We start from the raw sequence: 16,707 nt of genomic DNA, 5'->3' as shown, positions 1-16,707 counted from the left end.
TGGCTCGGCCTCCACAAGGAGGGTCTTGAAGGGCAGGGTAACGGCTGAACCTTGGCAGGGGCCGTGGGTCGCAATCACAGGTTATCCGAGGACGACTGTCATGAAACGCTGGTTCATCGTATGGGCGTGCTTGTGGAGCGCCGGTCTGCAGGCGGCGCCTGATACGCTGCGCATCCAGCAACTGCAGCGCTGCGGTGATCGATTGAGTGCCGAGCGCCAGCAGTGGTGCCTGCGCGTGACCGGCCTAGGTGAACAGGCGCCAACACTCAAGGTTGGGGGTGTGGTGGTACCTGCTGGAGCGTTGGAGCGCCAGGGGGACACGCTCACGCTGACCCTTGAACACCCGTCTGGGCCAAGTGCGCCGTTGTGGCTGGAGGTCGACGGGCAGGCCAGCAACCCTGTGTGGTTGACCCGTCAGCGCAGCCATGTGGTCGCCGCAGGCCCCGATGAAGTGGTCAAGAACATGGACGGCCTGACCACCTACCTGAATCTGGTCAGTGTGCTGATAGAGGAAAAATACGACGGTCTGCAGGAGGCGCGGCGCATTGCCGACAAGTACGGGGCGCAGGTGGTGGGTGCCATAGCGCCACTGAACGTCTACCAATTGCGCTTGCCGGTGCACGACCTGGTGCAACGGGACGCCATGATCCTACGCATGGGCACGGAGGTCAGTGTCGATGCGGTGATCGTTGAAGAGTCGGCTCCCGAGCGGGGCGAGGAGGGGGACGGGCGCGCCCAACCGGCCATCACCCAGGCGGACGAATGGGCCGCCAACCGCTTCATGGACGCCCTGTACTACTATCAGCGCCGCATCCCTGCATCCAGAATTCCCGTCCAGCCTGTGCGCGTGGGGGTGATCGAAAGGGGTGTGGACTTCGATGCGCCTGGCTTCAAGGGTTATCGCGGCGCCTGCCAGCACGGGCAGACATGCGTGTATGCCAGGGACGTCAGCGAGCCTGCTAGCCATGGCACCCACGTGGCGGGCATTTATGCCGCCCAGGACGAGGGATTTCTCACTGGCCTGGGCAAGGCCAGCCCGGGGTTCGATGTGATCGTCGACCGTAATTCCGATGCCGGTATCACGGCCAATATCGCTGCATCGGTCAACCTGGTGCAGGACGGTGTGCGGGTGCTGAATTGGAGTTGGGGCATCCACCGAGTAGGTGCGCGTAACATCAAAGGGGATGAGGTCGATTCGCTGGTCCGTTCCGGGCTGGCCATGAGCGGTTACGAGGAGCTGCTCGAGGAGTTCTTCCTGTGGCTGCGGGCCAAGCATCCGGATGTCATCGTGGTGAATTCGGCGGGTAATGGGGCTTCGTGGTCGGGCACGGACGAATATCGGCTACCGTCGTCATTCGTCACCGAACAGTTGCTCGTGGTGGGCGGCCATCAGCGCAGTGAACACGCCGTCCCGGTCAATGACCCGCGCCATGTGCGCAAGCGCCACAGCTCCAACATCGACAGCCGCGTGGATGTCAGTGCCGCTGCATGCCTGCGGCCCTCCGGCGCAAAGCCCCATTGCGGCACGTCCTATGCCACGCCTTTAGTGGCGGCCACCGTGGCCGCGATGCTGGCGATCAATCCGGCGCTGACCCCAGCGCAGGTGCGCATGTTGCTACGGCGTAGTGCGCTGACCCTTGGCGAGCAGCAGGATTTCGAGGCGATGGATGCCGAGGACCTGACTGCCCCCATCTTGCCGTCGGAGCGAGGCGGGCGCCTGGATGATCCGGACCTTGGGCGGTCTGCACGGCTGGACATGCAGCGTGCTCTGGATTTGGCGGTGCAGAGTCGTGATCGGGTGCGCTGATCGGTGGCTCCTGCCTGACAAATTCCGTAACATCGCGCCTTTACTTTCGCGCTCCGTCCGTTCTGGACCGTCACTCAGGAAACCCATGAAACCCGCTCGCCTACGCGCCGACCTGCTGGCCGGCTTGACCACCTCGTTTGCTCTTGTGCCCGAATGCATTGCCTTCGCCCTGGTGGCACACCTCAATCCATTGATGGGCCTTTATGGCGCATTCGTCATTTGCACGCTGACCGCGCTGTTTGGCGGTCGACCTGGGATGATTTCCGGTGCCGCGGGCTCGATGGCCGTCGTGATCGTCGCGCTGGTGGTGCAGCACGGCGCGCAATACCTGCTGGCCACGGTGTTGCTCGGGGGCGTGGTGATGATCCTGTTCGGCGTGCTGCGCCTGGGCAAGCTGGTCAGGCTGGTGCCGTACCCGGTAATGCTCGGCTTCGTCAACGGCCTGGCGATCGTCATTGCCATGGCCCAGCTGGAGCATTTCAAGCAAGGCGAGCGCTGGCTCGACGGCGCGCCCTTGTACTTGATGGTCGGCCTGGTGGCGTTGACGATGGCGGTGGTCTACATCCTGCCCAGGCTCACCCGCGCTGTGCCACCGGCGCTGGTTGCGATCCTGGGCGTGGGTCTGTTGGTGTACCTGTTCGACCTGCCGACGCGCACCCTGGGTGACATGGCCCACATTGCTGGTGGCCTTCCGCAGCTGGCTTGGCCGGCGGTGCCCTGGACCCTTGAAACGCTGCAGATCATCGCCCCTTACGCCGTGTTGATGGCCATGGTGGGCCTGCTCGAAACCCTGCTCACCCTCAACCTGACGGACGAGATCACTGAAAGCCGCGGCTTTCCGGACCGCGAGTGCGTCGCGCTCGGGGCGGCCAACATGGTGTCGGGATTGTGCGGCGGCATGGGCGGATGCGCCATGATCGGGCAGACGGTGATCAACCTCAGTTCCGGCGGGCGAGGGCGGCTGTCCGGGGTGATGGCCGGGGTGATGATCCTGTTGTTCGTGCTGTTCCTTTCGCCATTGATCGAGCGCATCCCCTTGGCGGCCCTGGTAGGCGTGATGTTCGTGGTAGCGCAACAAACGTTCGCCTGGGCGTCGCTGCGGGTGCTGCACAAGGTGCCGGTGAACGACATGCTGGCGATCATCGCCGTCACCGTGGTGACGGTCTTCACCGACTTGGCCATGGCCGTGCTGTTCGGCATCGTGATCGCGGCGGTGAACTTTGCCTGGCAACATGCGCGCGAACTGTACGCCGACAGTCATGAAGACGAGCACGGGCACAAGCGTTATCAGGTGCACGGCACGTTGTTCTTTGCCTCGACCGCGCCGTTCCTGAACCAGTTCGACCCAACCAATGATCCGGCCGAGGTGACCTTGGACTGCCAGCACTTGAGCTTTGTGGACTATTCGGCCATTGCCGCGTTGAAAACCTTGCGCGAGCGCTATGCCAAAGCCGGCAAGCACCTGCGGGTGGTGCATTTGTCCGAGCGTTGCAAGAAGCTGCTCAAGCGGGCCGGCGAACAGCACTGAAGCGCCGGCCCGCCGAGGGTACCGCAGGCCAGGGTCTCAGTCGGTCGGGGCCTGCAGGTGCCACTGTCCGTCGGCTTCACGGGCCAGCCCGCTGGCGGGCAGCAGGGCGAGCAGGCGCGGGTGCAGCGCTGCATCGGTAAAGGTCTGTACGGTGCTCAGGTCGAGCATGCCGGACAGCGTCAGATCAGCCTTGGTGTAGGACAGCCAAGCCTTTTTCAGAACTTGGGCCATGTCGCTGGCGGCGGTACTGGCGAAGCGGCGATGCCATTGCCGGCCGTCGAACGAAAACGTGTGCGCCAGGGCGTAGGCCGTCTGGTCGGCGCCTTCAAGGCAACGGTGGCAGCGGCAGGGTCCCTCGCCAAACGCATTGCGCAGGTAGCTGTTGAAATCCACGACCGGCTTGAGGGACAGGCGTTTGTCGACGTCGAACAGGTCGGCGATCAGGGGTTCTTCGGCGCTCACTCGGGATCCTCGTATGCTAGGGCGTGTATCGGCCGGCACCCTAACAGATCATGGCGAGCAGATCACCTGTGTTGGCCTGTCCCGTGCGGGCTCAGCAGGCGAACGCTAGAGACAAGGCGTGACGGCTGCCGTACTCTACGCGCCCCTATGCCCACCCACGTTTCGAGGTAGACCCGCTTGAGCAACCAGTACCCGTACATCGCCACCATCACCATCAGCGCCGAAGACCGAGGCGGCGACATCGAAGCCTCGGAAAACGCCAGCATGCGCGTGGGCCTGGAGGCGGTGACCGAGACCCTCAAGAAGGTGCATTTCGTCGGTACGCTGGCCGCGCCGGAAAAGAACGCCACGCACATCTGCGTGACCCTGGAAAACGGCCTGACCTACTATGGCCCGATCGTCAACGGCCACGCCGAGCTCGAAGGCGGCTGGATTGCCTTCGAGTCCGATATGCTGACACCCGAAGAGCTTGGGCTGTAAGTACTGCAGCACGGCGATAAAAATTCACTGCAACTTCCATAGATCGAGTAAGTTAAAAACTAGTATTTCTGCTAGTTGTTGCTACCCGTGGGCATCCTTAGCATCGAAGTCGGAAATATATCCGACAAGAGGATGCCGCGATGATCAGGATGAAGGCGAGAGTCGCCTGTGTTTTGATTCCACTGTCGACTTTTACTGGGATAGCAGACGCCGCCACGTGTGAAGGTGTCGTCAAGCAGATTGAAAGTTGGTATTCCGATACGCGTTCCGATTGTGGCTTGGATCCGGCCGTCGACTGCAGTGGGGTGATGTTAAGGGCCACGCATCGTTGGGATGAAAAAGTTGGCAATCCGGAAAAGATCCCCACACCGAACGACCCTCTTAAATATTATGTCTGGAACCCTAGCCCGGCGTCGGTAGCTTCGGGTGGCGTTTCGGTCTCCTGGATGCGTGCCGACCAAATCGCTTATCGAGATCCTGGCATGGCGGCGAACAACGGCTACATCATCACGCCTCGTCAGTTCGTGAACGATGCTGATAAAAAGCTGAACGTCGTCTGTGCGTTTCCACTCGACGCCTGGACCGACTTCCGCCAAGAACGTGGCTGTTTGGATAATGCCAACACCGCTGAAGTGGAGAACAGTTGTCAGGCACTCGGGATTACCGACGCAACAGGATGGGTCGGTCATTATAACGGTTTGCAGGCATTCGCTGGCACCAACCGCCACCAAAGACTATGTGGTTTCAGTTTGAAAAGAAGCCTTGGCCGTGCGCAACGCACTGAGGCGTTCAAGGACTTTATCAGTGCCCGCCAGGCGATCGCCAATACGTCTGATGCGTTGGAGACTCAAACGGAGTTGCGCGTGGCGACTTGGGATAAGGATAAAGTTCCGGTGGCGGCCTTTTTCTATAGTCTTGATGCCGGTCGCAAGCAAGCCATGAAGAACCAGTTTGATTATTATCAGCACACCGGGTCATGGGTCCCGGTGGTGAGGTTCGACTTTCCGCAGTCCGCCAACAGTGCGGCGCGCTTCTCCTGTGAGGCCGATGCGCAACATCGAGACCTGCCGCGTCGCATTCAGGCAAGCTCCAATAAGCCCTATATTCAAAGCGCTGAGTGGATCCAGCGTGACGACCCGCACTTAGGGAAAGACGTATGGTCTTTGGCGGTCACGCCTACGGCGCACGGCCGGCGCATCGCTGCGAACGAGACCGAAGCGATGTATGCCGAGTTGCTGAGAAAATATGGCGATGACCCGCGTTGGAGTGGGGATCGGTACGGGGGTGGCATGCGCAGGCAACTGGTCTGCCATCTGAATGGCACCGACCAGGGGCGTGCCATACGTGACAAGCCGGTCTACAACATGGAGCCCATACGCCCCGATGCCACGCAACAGCAAGCACTCGCCGAGGGTTGCAATGTGTGGCCGGCCGTACCGTATCTCTAGTGGTCCGGCGGGATATCCCCTTGGTTGAATGACCCTGCCACCGCCCGTGCATGGCTTTGCCCAGAGTACCGGTGGTGGCAGTACGTGTGCCGCGGTCTTTTCAGGAGTCACCCATGAATCGCCTAGCGCTGCAAATTTGCGGTATAGCCCTGCTATGCCTGTCCACTTCCAGTATCTGGGCCATGAGTGGTCCCGAAGTTGCCGATGCGCTGAACATGCGCCTGGCTGATACCCCCGAAAAATGCGCTGCAAATCAACCCGATTACTCCTGTAGCGGCGTGCTGGCCAGGCCAATGCCGCAGAACCATCCGTACAAGTTCTGGGAGCATGATTCGGCAGCCAGCCAGCGAGGCAGTGAGCAGTTTGTCTACCTGCGCAGCGATCTGCCGGCGGCGACGGCTACGGAGAATACCGGCTTCATCCTCATGAACCGTTTCGAAGCGTTGGCCCAGGACAAGGCTTACGATGTGAGCTCTCGGCCGCAGCCCGAAACCGTTGAGGTGAGCAACTGGGATGCCCAGACTCCGGCGAAAGTAGCCGTCCAGGCACTGTATTACCGCTTGGACGTACCGGGCGCGTTGTGGCGCGGGCAGAGACACCAATTGAGCTGGTATCAGGCCACGGGGGAGTGGTTACCCCTTGTTCGCTACCAGCCGAGCGACTCCCTTGTCTTCGGTTTTGCTCAGTCTGAGCAGTTAAACGAAGGTTACGCTGTAGCAGCACGAATCAACGCTCGATATGTGGATACGGCGCCTGCCTGCCCGGACGGGAGTGCCCGTTACAACTGCAATGGCGTATGGGTGCGTGGGGCCGGCCCCGGGAACTTTCGTGTTTGGAATAATACGCCTGACTCTAAACTCAATAACGCTGTTTCGTTCAGTTTCTATGCAGCCGATACCCAGGTTGTTCAATCGTCAAACTACACCCAGGGCTATATATTGAAAGCATCGGGCGCTCCGGCAGCTCAGCCCATCACGTTGCGTTGTATGTATCCGCAGAATGCGGCAACGTCACGCAGAAATAATCCTTGCTCTCATCAGGGGGTCTGCCGAAGCTTAGGCATCACTACGGCTACACAGTGGAATAACCGCTATAACGGCGGCCGGAACGGCACTTGTGCCTTTGATGCAGACCAGGCGGGCTTTCAGTTGGCGGCGGAAGTCCGAAAGCTGCGTTCCGCCAACGATTGGAACGAAGCGGTGATGAACGTTTGGCCCGACAATGTGCCGGCGGACCTTCCGTTGGAGGCATTTTATTATCGGAACACCGCAACAGCCAAAGATACTGCGAGACGCTATCAGCGAGAATTCAATCAGGATACCGCTGGCGGATACCTGCCTGTATTGGCGCTGGATACCTATGCGGCCAATGGGCAATTGGTAGAGTATCGCCCTGAAGATCAATACTTCGAATGATCAGTGAAAACATGACGGTGCGTACTCGTGCGCAAGCTGAATTGATAATACTAGCTATCTATCGTGAGCGTTTCAGTATGTGCTGATTTCAGCAGCGGAGGATAAAATGCCAACGACCCTGGCTAATGCATTGCAAAACGATATCGATGATTTCAACGCCTACTTATTGAAACTCGACCCCACCCGTGCTCCGGCAGGCAGTATCGGTCATGTTTATATCCCCGAAAGCGTCTACCCACTCAAGACCAAAGGCGCCGACGTCGGGGTTAGCGGCGACCTGATCAATGAAGGCGTTGCCGGCCTGCCTGTGGTTATCCCGGCCTACTCGAACATGCAAGTGGACGATGTGATCAAGGTCTACTGGGACGACGATCAGGTCTGGACCCACAAAGTGCGCAGCGGCCAGCAAGGCCAACCGCTGACATTGAACATCCCGGCCGATGATATTCCAGCGGGCATTACCGAACTCTATTTCAGCGTCACTGCACCTAGCGCCAGTGTCGAGGAGCAGTCGGTGCGACTGAGCGTGCTGGTGCGGCTCAATTATCCGGGCGAAGACCCCAATCTGGACCATCAACTGGCGCCAGCCACGGTGTCGCATGCCAAGATCGACCTCAACAGCAAGAACGTGCAAGTGACGGTGCCTGCCTACGCCAAGATGCGCCGCTATGATCGCATCCAACTGAGCTGGTCGGGGCACATGCTCGAGCATGAGGTGACCAGCCGCCAAGTCGGCAAGGCGATCACCATCGATATCCCCGATTCGGTGGTCGACGGCTCCAGCGATGCCAATGTGGAAATCAGCTACTACGTCATTGACGAGGTGGGCAACGAGTCCGATGACTGGTCGCCCAACACGGTGATCACCAACGATCTGGCCAAAGGCCTGCCGGCGCCGCACGTGGTGGATCCGCAGACCCTCCAGAGCGTGTCGCGCTTGCAGCCGGGCTCGCCAGGTGCGGCGGGGCTCAGTGTCGAGATCGATCCACCTGCGGGAGGGTTCAAGGTCGGCGATCAGATTCATGCGCTATGGACTGGCGAGGATGCTCAGGGGGTTAGGTCGGAGATCGATCTTGGTACGCAGGTGGTGGTACGTGGCACCCGCACCCTGATCTTCGACCTGCCGGTGCGCCACCTGCAACCTTTATGGGGAGGCCAGGGCATAGCCAGCTACGAATGCTACCGGGGCGCCAAGGTTGAATATTCCAAGCGCACGCGGGTGAAGTTCGTAGGCGCTGCGCTCAAATTGCCGCCGCCGCAGCTCAATGGTATCAGTCAGGGCTACACAGAAGCCGATCTTGATCCCGTCATAGTGGTCGTGCCAGCCGCGGCCAAGTTGCAAGCCAACGACCTGGTGACGCTTACATGGCGGGGTGTGCGCCCAGATACCACGCTGCTGCTCGAGAAACCCGCGCCGTTGCGCATCAGCACTGCCCAGGCCGGACAGGATGCGGTGTTTCGTCTCAATGGCAGCAAGCTGCTGCTACCGCTCGACGGTGGTACGTTGGATGTGTCCTACACAGTTACCCGGGGCAAGGTGCAGGTGTTGTCCGAATCCGCCTTGCTGGATGTCGGTGAAACGTTGGAAACCTTGGTTGCACCGACGCTCGATCCAGATCCCGCCAACGGCGTGCTCGACCCCGCGCTGGCTGAATACGCCCTGGGTGTGGACCTGGTCGTGCCGCTGCCCGGTACCATCAGCGCGCCTTATACGGTTGAAATCGAATGGAGTACTTCATCCGGCGGGGTCTATCTTGACACTCAGAATGTACCCGCCTCTGGCGGCACCAGCATCAAGTTCCAGATCCCGCGCGCGCAGCTCGATCCGGGTCTGACCCAAACCCAGAATGTGACGGTCTACTACCGCATCATGCGGCCTGGGCAAATCGACCTGGTATCCTTCGACCTTGAGCTGGTGCTTGGTAAACAGCCGCAGCACGACCTTCCTCTGCCAGTGGTCAACGAGGTGCAGCAGGACGTGCTCGACCCCAGCGCCCTGAGCCTTGCTGCGACGGTGACGATTCCGTCTGCGGCCGGGCTGGCTGCTGGTGACAAGGTGGTGGTGTATTGGAATGGCGACCACCCCAACAGCGTTATCGAAGTTCACGATTCGGTGGCCAGAGGCGAGGAGGGTGCGGCGCGCACAGTGCCGATCGACTTGCGCTACGTTCTGGCCAGCGAGAACGGCGAAGTCGATGTGCAATACGAAATCATCCGTTTCGACGATAAACGCCCTTCGGATTGGTCAGGCCTCATCAAGTTCCGCGTCCAGCGCGGCCCCTTGCCGGATGCGGTAATCGCCGAGGCTTTGCAGGGCAATATCAACCCATTCGACCTCAACGGCCAGGCCACGGTGGTGATCGCGGCTGCGGCCAGGCTCGAGATCGGCGATGAGGTGCTGGTCGATATCGAGGGCCTCCAGGGCGGACAGGTGAACACCATCACCCATACTGTGCAGGCCGGTGAGCAGGGGGTAGCACTGCACGTCCCGGTCGCCTCGGCGATCATCGTCGCCCACATGAACCATGGGCTGAAACTCAGCTACAGAATCAAACGCTTTGCCGATGGCCGGGTGGAGCAGTCGCCGGAGCAACTCTATTCGGTCAACCAGGTGGTCAGTGCTGGGCCTTTGCGAGTCATGGGAGCGCGCTTCAACGTCGATGGCAGAGCCGCCATAACCCCGCCGCGGCGTTTGACGGCCGTACATGGGGTGACCTCCAGCCCGATCATCGCCGAGTGGCGCTACAGGGGCGACGCCACTTGGACACCCGCGCAGACCTGGCACGATACCCAGCCAGAGCGCCTGCTCGAAGTGCGCACAGGCGCGCAGCAGATTGTGCTCAATGTCCCTAATGTGATGGGTAATGACAGGGGCTTCACTGCGCTGACCGATACGCCGGTGCCTGGCGCTTACGGGCTTAAATCATGGGGTAGTATCGCCGTTGCACCTGCGCTGGATGATGTGGTCGACCTCTCGGTCACCAACCTGGCCATGGCGGCCCGACGTTCGAATGGCGCGATTACCTGCTGGGGTCATCCCAATTACGGTGCGACCATGCGGCCGGAAGATGTGGTGCGGCGGGATTTCCTAAAGGTTCGCTCCAACTACGAGGCCTTCGTCGCCTTGTACGGCACCAATCCTGGCGATCGGTATCTGACCGGATGGGGCGTTATCGCCTCAGGTGGGCAGATTCCGCAATACATTCTCGACCTGCGGGACGTCGATGAAATCGTAGCTACCCTCTACGCATTCGCGGCGCTGCGCAGCAATGGGGGGATGGTTGCCTGGGGTCATCCGAACTACGGCGGTGTCATGCCGCCAGACCTTCAGATTCTTGACGATGTAGTCGAGGTGCAAGGTGGCGTTCGCACGTTCATCGGCCGACGTGTCACTACCGATGGGCGCAAGAAAGTGTTCGTATGGGGCGATTTAAGCCATGTCGGCAGCCTGCCCACGGACATTGCCCAGCGCGATGATATCGAGTCGATCGAGGCGCATACAGCTGCCGCTCACTGCTTGCTGACCAGTCAGCGCAAGGTCATTGCGTTCGGTGGTGCGGCCTACGGTGGGGTCGTGCCCGTCGAGATCGCGCGCTTGACCGACATTGTCGAGGTAACTGCAACCTCTTCGGCATTCTGTGCCAGGCGCAGTAACGGGCACGTTGTGGCGTGGGGGCGCGCGGCGGAAGGGGGGAATCTGCCCGCTGACATCGCCAAACGCGCTGATGTAATGCAAGTCAGTGCTACAAGCGCAGCGTTCGCCGCATTGTTCGCCGATGGCTCGGTCAGATGCTGGGGCAGTAACTCGTATGGCGGCTACACAACTGACCTAGCCGGCCAGTTGATCAACGTGAGGGCAATCTACGCCAACTATTATGCCTTCACTGCGTTGACCCATGATGGCCGCGTGCTGACTTGGGGGGACAGTCGATACGGCGGATCCAGTCTGTCCGTCCAGGCCGACCTGGTACAGAAGGTTCGCGCCCAGCGCATCTGATTATCAACCTCGATGGCAGGGCCGGCGGACACTCCCAACACGGCCCTCAATAGGAGCGCCTCATGAGCAACCTCAACACCCCGACCTCGGATCACGCCATCGCCGGATGGCTCAACCCGGACCGCCTGCCCGCACAAGGCGCAGCGGTCGACATCCAGCTCGATGCGATGTATGCAGGCAAGGAACTCACCGTCGTTCTGGCCAAGGTGGATGGTACGAAGTTGGCAAGCAAGAGCCTGCCAGTAAACTACAACGATCAACGTATTACCTTGCGCTTCCCAAAGCAGCTGTTCGCCCAGGGCAGAGGCAAGCTCAAGGTCTATTACACAGTTGGCCAGGATGGGCCCAGCGCGGCCTTGGAGTTCGGAATCAGCGATGGTTTCACCGGCAGTCATGAGGTGGACTTCTCAGCCCAGCGGCTGCCAGTGTTCCTTCACAACGGCAAGATCAAGCTGCCCAAGCAGTTGCCGGCACAGATGAAGTTCGCTCGTCCCTTGCTCGGCGCCACTGGCTACAAAAGCAGTGATGCAAGCGTCGCGACGGTGGACGGCGCCGGTAATATCGGGGTCTTGCGAAACGGTAGTACCACCATTACCGCTACTCTGGCCTCAGGTAGCACAGAGCAGTATCAATTGACCGTCACCGGCCTGGTCGGGTTGGAAATCCTTGCCGCCAGTTCGACACGGAGCAGTGCCGAGAAGCTGTGTAAGTCCCTTGGCATGCGCATGCCAAGCAAGTCAGACTTCATCTTGTTCAAGAATGTTTACGGCGATCAGCTCGGCCAGTGGTTGCCGGACCTGGCAATCTGGGGTGAGACGATCGGTGCCGACAGCGCCTGGACTTTCCACCCCCACACCGGCGTGATCACCGGCGAGTCCAGCAAGGACGGGGTATTGCGTCAGGCGGCGGGAATCAACTGAGGCAAGCCGGCGTGTAAACGGCCTGGTCTACTGCGGTTTGGTCGTCAATTGCCATTCGAACTCGAAGGCAGCTTAATTGCCTTCGAGTTCGACAGGCTTACTCCGCAAGCGCTGAGTCTCTATATCCTCTTCCTCTCAGGAGCCAAGCTCTGCCAGGCACCTCTCGAGCACATCCAGGCCTTCCTCGAGCACGTGGGCCTCGATGGTCAGCGGTGCCAACAGGCGGATGATGTGCCGCGCCTTGCCGCTGGGCATCAGCAGCAGCCCCCTGGCGCGTGCCGCTTCAATCACCTTTTCCAGCTGCGCCGGTGCCGGGCTGCCGTCGGCATTGACGAACTCGATCCCGCGCATGGCACCGACGCCGGTCAGGCGGCCGAGGAACGGCAGGCCCATCGCCTGCCAGTGTGCGAAGCGGCGCACGATTGCCTGCTCCTGACGTTCGCCCCAGGTAGCGATGTTCTCGTCGGTCATCTGCGCCAGGCTGGCCAGGGCCGCTGCGCAGGCGATTGGGTTGCCTGAATAGGTGCCACCCAGGCCGCCCTTGGGCAGCGCTGCCATCAGTTCCTTGCGCCCGACCACCGCACCCAGCGGCATGCCGCCGGCAATGCTTTTGGCCAACAGCAGCAGGTCGGGCTCAAGCCCCAAGCGCGGGAAGGCGAAGCGCTGGCCGGTGCGGCCGAATCCGGACTGGATCTCGTCGATGATGATCAGGATGCCATGGTCGTCACAGAAGCGGCGCAGGGCCTGGGCGAAGCTTGGGTCAAGGGCGAGGAATCCGCCTTCGCCTTGCACCGGCTCGAAGATGAACGCCGCCACGTCCTCCACTGCCAGTTCGACGCTGAACAGGCGGTCCATCGCCTTGAGGGCCTGTTCGCAGGTAACCCCGTTGTCGGCGCTGGGGTAGGGCATGTGGTACACCGGCCCCGGCAGTTCGCCGACCCGCTGCTTGTAAGGGGCCACCTTGCCGTTGAGGTTCAGGGTGGCCAGTGTACGCCCGTGGAAGCCGCCGTCGAAGGCGATGATGGCGCGCTTGCCGGTCGCCGCGCGGGCGACTTTCAGGGCGTTTTCCGCCGCCTCCGCGCCGCTGTTGGTCAGCATGCCGGCCAGCGCGTAATCGACCGGGATGAATTGGCTCAGTTGCGCCATCAGCTCAAGGTAAGGGGCATGCGGCGCTGCATTGAAGGCGTAGTGAGTCAGGCGGCTGGCCTGAGCCTGTATGGCCTGAACGACCGCGGGATTGCAATGGCCCAGGTTCAGCACGCCGATGCCGCCTACGAAATCGATGTAGCGTTTACCTTGCTCGTCCCACACCTCGGCGTTGCGGCCATGTGAAAGGGTGATGGGATGAACGATGGCGATGGATTGGCTGATGCAGTCGTGGTTCATGGGGCAGGGACCTATGGGCGATGTACTGCCAATCCAAGCGCGTGTCATCAGGGGGTGCAAACGAATTATTGGATTGCTTTCATTCCTTTGATTCTTGATGTATTCGAGTCAGTCATCAACGCTCTGCGAGCGATGAACTCGGAGCCTTATGAACTGACCTTCACGACATAGGCCTGCAGGCCAGTTTAGAGAACGTGTTCCTATGTGTAAGAGCACGTGATCATTCCTTGAGGGAATCACGTAGTGATAAAACGTCGTTTGTGACGCCCCGGCCAAGCCCCAATACTGACTCGGATCAAAAAATGACCGTGCGATCCAGTCAGAGGGTTCAACATGGCTTCCTCGAACAACAAGAAACAGCGTTCCTTGCAACATGGCCTGACTTCGCGCCAGGTATCGATGATTTCCATTGCCGGCATCATTGGCGCCGGGCTGTTCATTGGCTCGTCCAACGCCATCGCCACGGCAGGCCCGGCCATTCTCATTTCCTATGCCATGACCGGGCTGCTGGTGTTGCTGGTGATGCGCATGCTGGGCGAGATGGCCATTGCCAACCCTAACAGCGGCTCGTTCTCCACCTACGCCTCGCAAGCCATTGGCCCGTGGGCAGGCTTTACCATCGGCTGGCTGTACTGGTGGTTCTGGGTGTTGATCATTCCGGTCGAAGCCATTGCCGGCGCTGATATTCTGCATGCCTACTTTCCCGGGGTGCCGTCCTGGCTGTTCGCCTTCCTGATCATGCTCGTGCTATCGGGCACCAACCTGATCAGTGTCAAGAACTTCGGCGCGTTCGAATACTGGTTCGCGTTGATCAAGGTCGTGGCCATCGTTGCCTTCATCGTCGTGTGTACCTTGGCGGTGAGTGGGTTCTGGCCCTTGGCCGAGGTGTCCGGGGTCAGCCGACTCTGGGATGCTGGGGGCTTCATGCCCAATGGCTTTGGCACCGTTCTGGGCGGCGTGCTGATCACCATTTTTTCGTTCTTTGGCGCGGAGATCGTCACCATCGCTGCCGACGAGACGGCCAACCCCAAGGACAAGATCCGGCGTGCCACCAACCTGGTGGTGTATCGCATCGCGATCTTCTATCTGGCTTCGATCTTTCTGGTGGTTTCGCTGGTGGCCTGGAATGATCCAGGGCTCAAGGCAGTCGGCTCGTTCCAACGCGTACTTGAAGTGCTGAACGTGCCTGGTGCCAAGCTGCTGGTGGACTTGGTGGTGTTGGTAGCCGTGACCAGTTGCATGAACTCGGGGCTGTATACCGCCTCGCGCATGCTGTATTCGCTGGGTGCTCGCGGGCAGGCCCTGCCCATGACCCGGCGTATCTCAGGCTCCGGCGTGCCCACGGTCGCGGTGATCCTCTCGACGTTGGCAGGGTTTGCCGGGTGTCTGGTCAACTACGTGTTCCCAGGCAAGGTGTTCGGCTTTCTGCTGTCCACCACCGGTGCCATTGCGCTGCTGGTGTATCTGGTCATCGCCGTGTCGCAATTGCGCATGCGCGCCCGCGCAGAGCGGGAAGGGCGCGCGCTGGAGCTCAAGATGTGGTTGTTCCCATGGCTGACCTGGCTGGTGATCGCCACCATTGTCCTGGTGCTGGGATACATGTTGGTCAGCGATGCCTACCGATACGAAACATTGATGACAGCCGGGGTCACGACGTTCATCCTTGTGGTAGCGCTGGCCAGGCGCCCCGGCAAGGCGAGCCTGCAAACCGCGTGACCTCTCTGCTTTAATGAGGGCGTAGCGCGCCCTCATTACAACAAGCACAGGAAGCGTATGAACGATCAAGCCTTGAGCCTGCAGGCAGTGGCTGCCCCGGATGGCATTTGCTATGGCTGTGGCAGCGCCCATCCGGGCGGGCTGCATGTACAAAGCCATTGGGCCGAAGACGGCATTCATCTGATCTGCCGGCACACCCCCGACGCTACCTTTACCGGCTGGCCGGGGCTGGTCTACGGCGGATTGCTCGCGATGCTGGTGGACTGCCACTCCAATTGGACGGCCATGGCCTACCACTATCGAAACGAAGGCCGGGCGCCTGGCAGCTTACCGCGTATCGACTGCGTCACTGGCCGCCTGGGGCTTGAGTACCTCAAACCAACCGCTATGGGGGTTGAGCTGCTGCTCAAGGCTCGGGTTGAGGGGGAAGTAGCACGCAAAAGCCGGGTGATCTGCGAGGTGTGGGCCGATGGGGTGCTCACTGTCAGGGCCGATTCGGTGTTCGTCCGTGTCGATACCGATAAGTTGCAGCGCCAGGCCCATGCAAGGGCGTGAGTTCCTTACGGCCAAGCCTGCCTGAGCGGGAGAACGCGTGATGCTGCAACTGACCCCTGCCACTGACAGTGACCTTGCGTTCGCCCGCGACCTGACGCGCCGTCTCATGCTGCCGTATTACCACCGCTACGACCTGCTCTGGGTGGAGCAGGCGTTCGATCAGGCCTGGCAATGGCGCGAGCAGTGGCTGGTGACCGATACCGACGCCGTGTTGGGTTTCTGCAGCCTCAGCCAGGATAGCCAGGCGCTGTTCATCCGTGAGTTGCATTTGCTTCCCGCCCACCAAGGGCAGGGCGTTGGTAGCTGGGTGCTCGAAACGCTCGCGCATTGGGCAGCCCAACGGCGCCTGGCGTTGCTCAGGCTGATGGTGTTTCGCACCAATCCGGCGCGCAGGCTTTACCAGCGACGAGGCTTCGTCGAAATGGGTGAGGATGACTGTTTTGTGCGCATGCAGCGCACGATCGATTGCTCAGGACAATGATGCCTTGTCCCAACCGGCTGGCAGCGGCATAGTGCCCTGTGTGAGCGACGCGGAGGTAAGTGCGGACGTGGCGCTGCTCGGAGATACCCAGGGACAAGGAGACGCCCGGATGAATGGAATCGGCCCCCGGCTGCGGGAATAACGTGAACGGCTGGGCATGACCCAGCGTGTATTCGGCGATATCGGCGGGGTGGAACCCAACGCGCAGGGCAAGTACGAGAGTGGGGAGCGCACGCCACGTGTCGATTACCTGGCCGCCGTAGCGGCCAGGGGGGTTGATGCGCTGTATGTGCTTAACGGGGTGCGTACCCCTGTACCCTTGCACGGGCTTAGTGCGCAGGAGTCGGACGTGCTCAACGCGCTTCGGCGCGTCGCTGAAGCCGACAGGGCGGCGATTTATCACCTGTTGAAACGTCTGTCCGACGACAGGCATGAGCATCCGGGGCGTATAAGTTCGGACGCCGGTCGTCAGCCGTTTCTGACGAAAGCAATGCGCTAGGCCGGTTGTGAAA

The 16,707-nt window shown here is 60.7% G+C and carries 12 protein-coding genes and 1 pseudogene; 11 read left to right on the top strand and 2 right to left on the bottom strand.

Annotated features, from left to right (window positions below):
• The first annotated feature begins 100 nt into the window (after positions 1 to 100).
• Both MOP87_RS12835 and MOP87_RS12830 read left to right on the top strand, forming a co-directional pair.
• Entirely contained in the window at positions 101 to 1,807 is a 1,707-nt protein-coding gene (locus MOP87_RS12835; RefSeq protein ID WP_242809604.1) for a S8/S53 family peptidase, read from the top strand.
• Between the two features lie 85 nt (positions 1,808 to 1,892).
• Entirely contained in the window at positions 1,893 to 3,335 is a 1,443-nt protein-coding gene (locus MOP87_RS12830; RefSeq protein WP_242809603.1) for a SulP family inorganic anion transporter, read from the top strand.
• A gap of 36 nt (positions 3,336 to 3,371) precedes the next feature.
• Here MOP87_RS12830 and MOP87_RS12825 read toward each other — a convergent pair whose 3' ends face one another.
• Positions 3,372 to 3,797: a hypothetical protein gene (locus MOP87_RS12825; RefSeq protein WP_028686568.1), complete on the bottom strand. Its 426-nt coding sequence runs from the start codon at positions 3,795 to 3,797 to the stop codon at positions 3,372 to 3,374.
• Positions 3,798 to 3,974: 177 nt separating this feature from the next.
• On the opposite strand from MOP87_RS12825, the gene MOP87_RS12820 reads away from it, so the two are divergent.
• From MOP87_RS12820 to MOP87_RS12800, 5 genes are all read left to right on the top strand, one after another.
• Positions 3,975 to 4,277, top strand: coding sequence for a hypothetical protein (locus tag MOP87_RS12820; RefSeq protein WP_023534858.1), 303 nt, complete (start codon positions 3,975 to 3,977; stop codon positions 4,275 to 4,277).
• Positions 4,278 to 4,417: 140 nt separating this feature from the next.
• Complete coding sequence (locus MOP87_RS12815; RefSeq protein ID WP_088523599.1) at positions 4,418 to 5,725, top strand: DUF2599 domain-containing protein; 1,308 nt, start codon at positions 4,418 to 4,420, stop codon at positions 5,723 to 5,725.
• 113 nt (positions 5,726 to 5,838) lie between these two features.
• On the top strand, positions 5,839 to 7,140 hold the full coding sequence (locus MOP87_RS12810; protein WP_088523598.1) for a hypothetical protein: 1,302 nt from the start codon (positions 5,839 to 5,841) through the stop codon (positions 7,138 to 7,140).
• Positions 7,141 to 7,246: 106 nt separating this feature from the next.
• On the top strand, positions 7,247 to 11,137 hold the full coding sequence (locus MOP87_RS12805) for a hypothetical protein (protein WP_236166039.1): 3,891 nt from the start codon (positions 7,247 to 7,249) through the stop codon (positions 11,135 to 11,137).
• Positions 11,138 to 11,199: 62 nt separating this feature from the next.
• Positions 11,200 to 12,057: an Ig-like domain-containing protein gene (locus MOP87_RS12800; RefSeq protein WP_242809601.1), complete on the top strand. Its 858-nt coding sequence runs from the start codon at positions 11,200 to 11,202 to the stop codon at positions 12,055 to 12,057.
• Positions 12,058 to 12,192: 135 nt separating this feature from the next.
• On the opposite strand, the gene MOP87_RS12795 is transcribed toward MOP87_RS12800, so the two are convergent.
• Entirely contained in the window at positions 12,193 to 13,443 is a 1,251-nt protein-coding gene (locus MOP87_RS12795) for an aspartate aminotransferase family protein (protein ID WP_088523595.1), read from the bottom strand.
• Between the two features lie 333 nt (positions 13,444 to 13,776).
• Here MOP87_RS12795 and MOP87_RS12790 point away from each other — a divergent pair, with 333 nt between their 5' ends.
• The 4 genes and pseudogenes from MOP87_RS12790 to MOP87_RS12775 form a co-directional block, all read left to right on the top strand.
• Positions 13,777 to 15,159 carry an amino acid permease gene (locus MOP87_RS12790; RefSeq protein ID WP_242809600.1) on the top strand — a complete coding sequence of 461 codons (1,383 nt, stop codon included), beginning with the start codon at positions 13,777 to 13,779 and terminating at the stop codon, positions 15,157 to 15,159.
• Between the two features lie 57 nt (positions 15,160 to 15,216).
• Positions 15,217 to 15,714 (top strand): thioesterase, encoded by a 498-nt coding sequence (locus MOP87_RS12785; protein WP_088523593.1) that lies wholly within the window; start codon positions 15,217 to 15,219, stop codon positions 15,712 to 15,714.
• 37 nt (positions 15,715 to 15,751) lie between these two features.
• On the top strand, positions 15,752 to 16,195 hold the full coding sequence (locus MOP87_RS12780) for a GNAT family N-acetyltransferase (RefSeq protein ID WP_027916240.1): 444 nt from the start codon (positions 15,752 to 15,754) through the stop codon (positions 16,193 to 16,195).
• A gap of 157 nt (positions 16,196 to 16,352) precedes the next feature.
• Positions 16,353 to 16,622: pseudogene (locus MOP87_RS12775) on the top strand (transcriptional regulator); the annotation flags it as partial.
• Between the last annotated feature and the right edge of the window lie 85 nt (positions 16,623 to 16,707).

Source organism: Pseudomonas sp. I3-I5, assembly GCF_022699445.1.
Lineage (GTDB): Bacteria > Pseudomonadota > Gammaproteobacteria > Pseudomonadales > Pseudomonadaceae > Aquipseudomonas > Aquipseudomonas fulva.
This window is presented reverse-complemented; position numbering and strand designations above follow the sequence as displayed.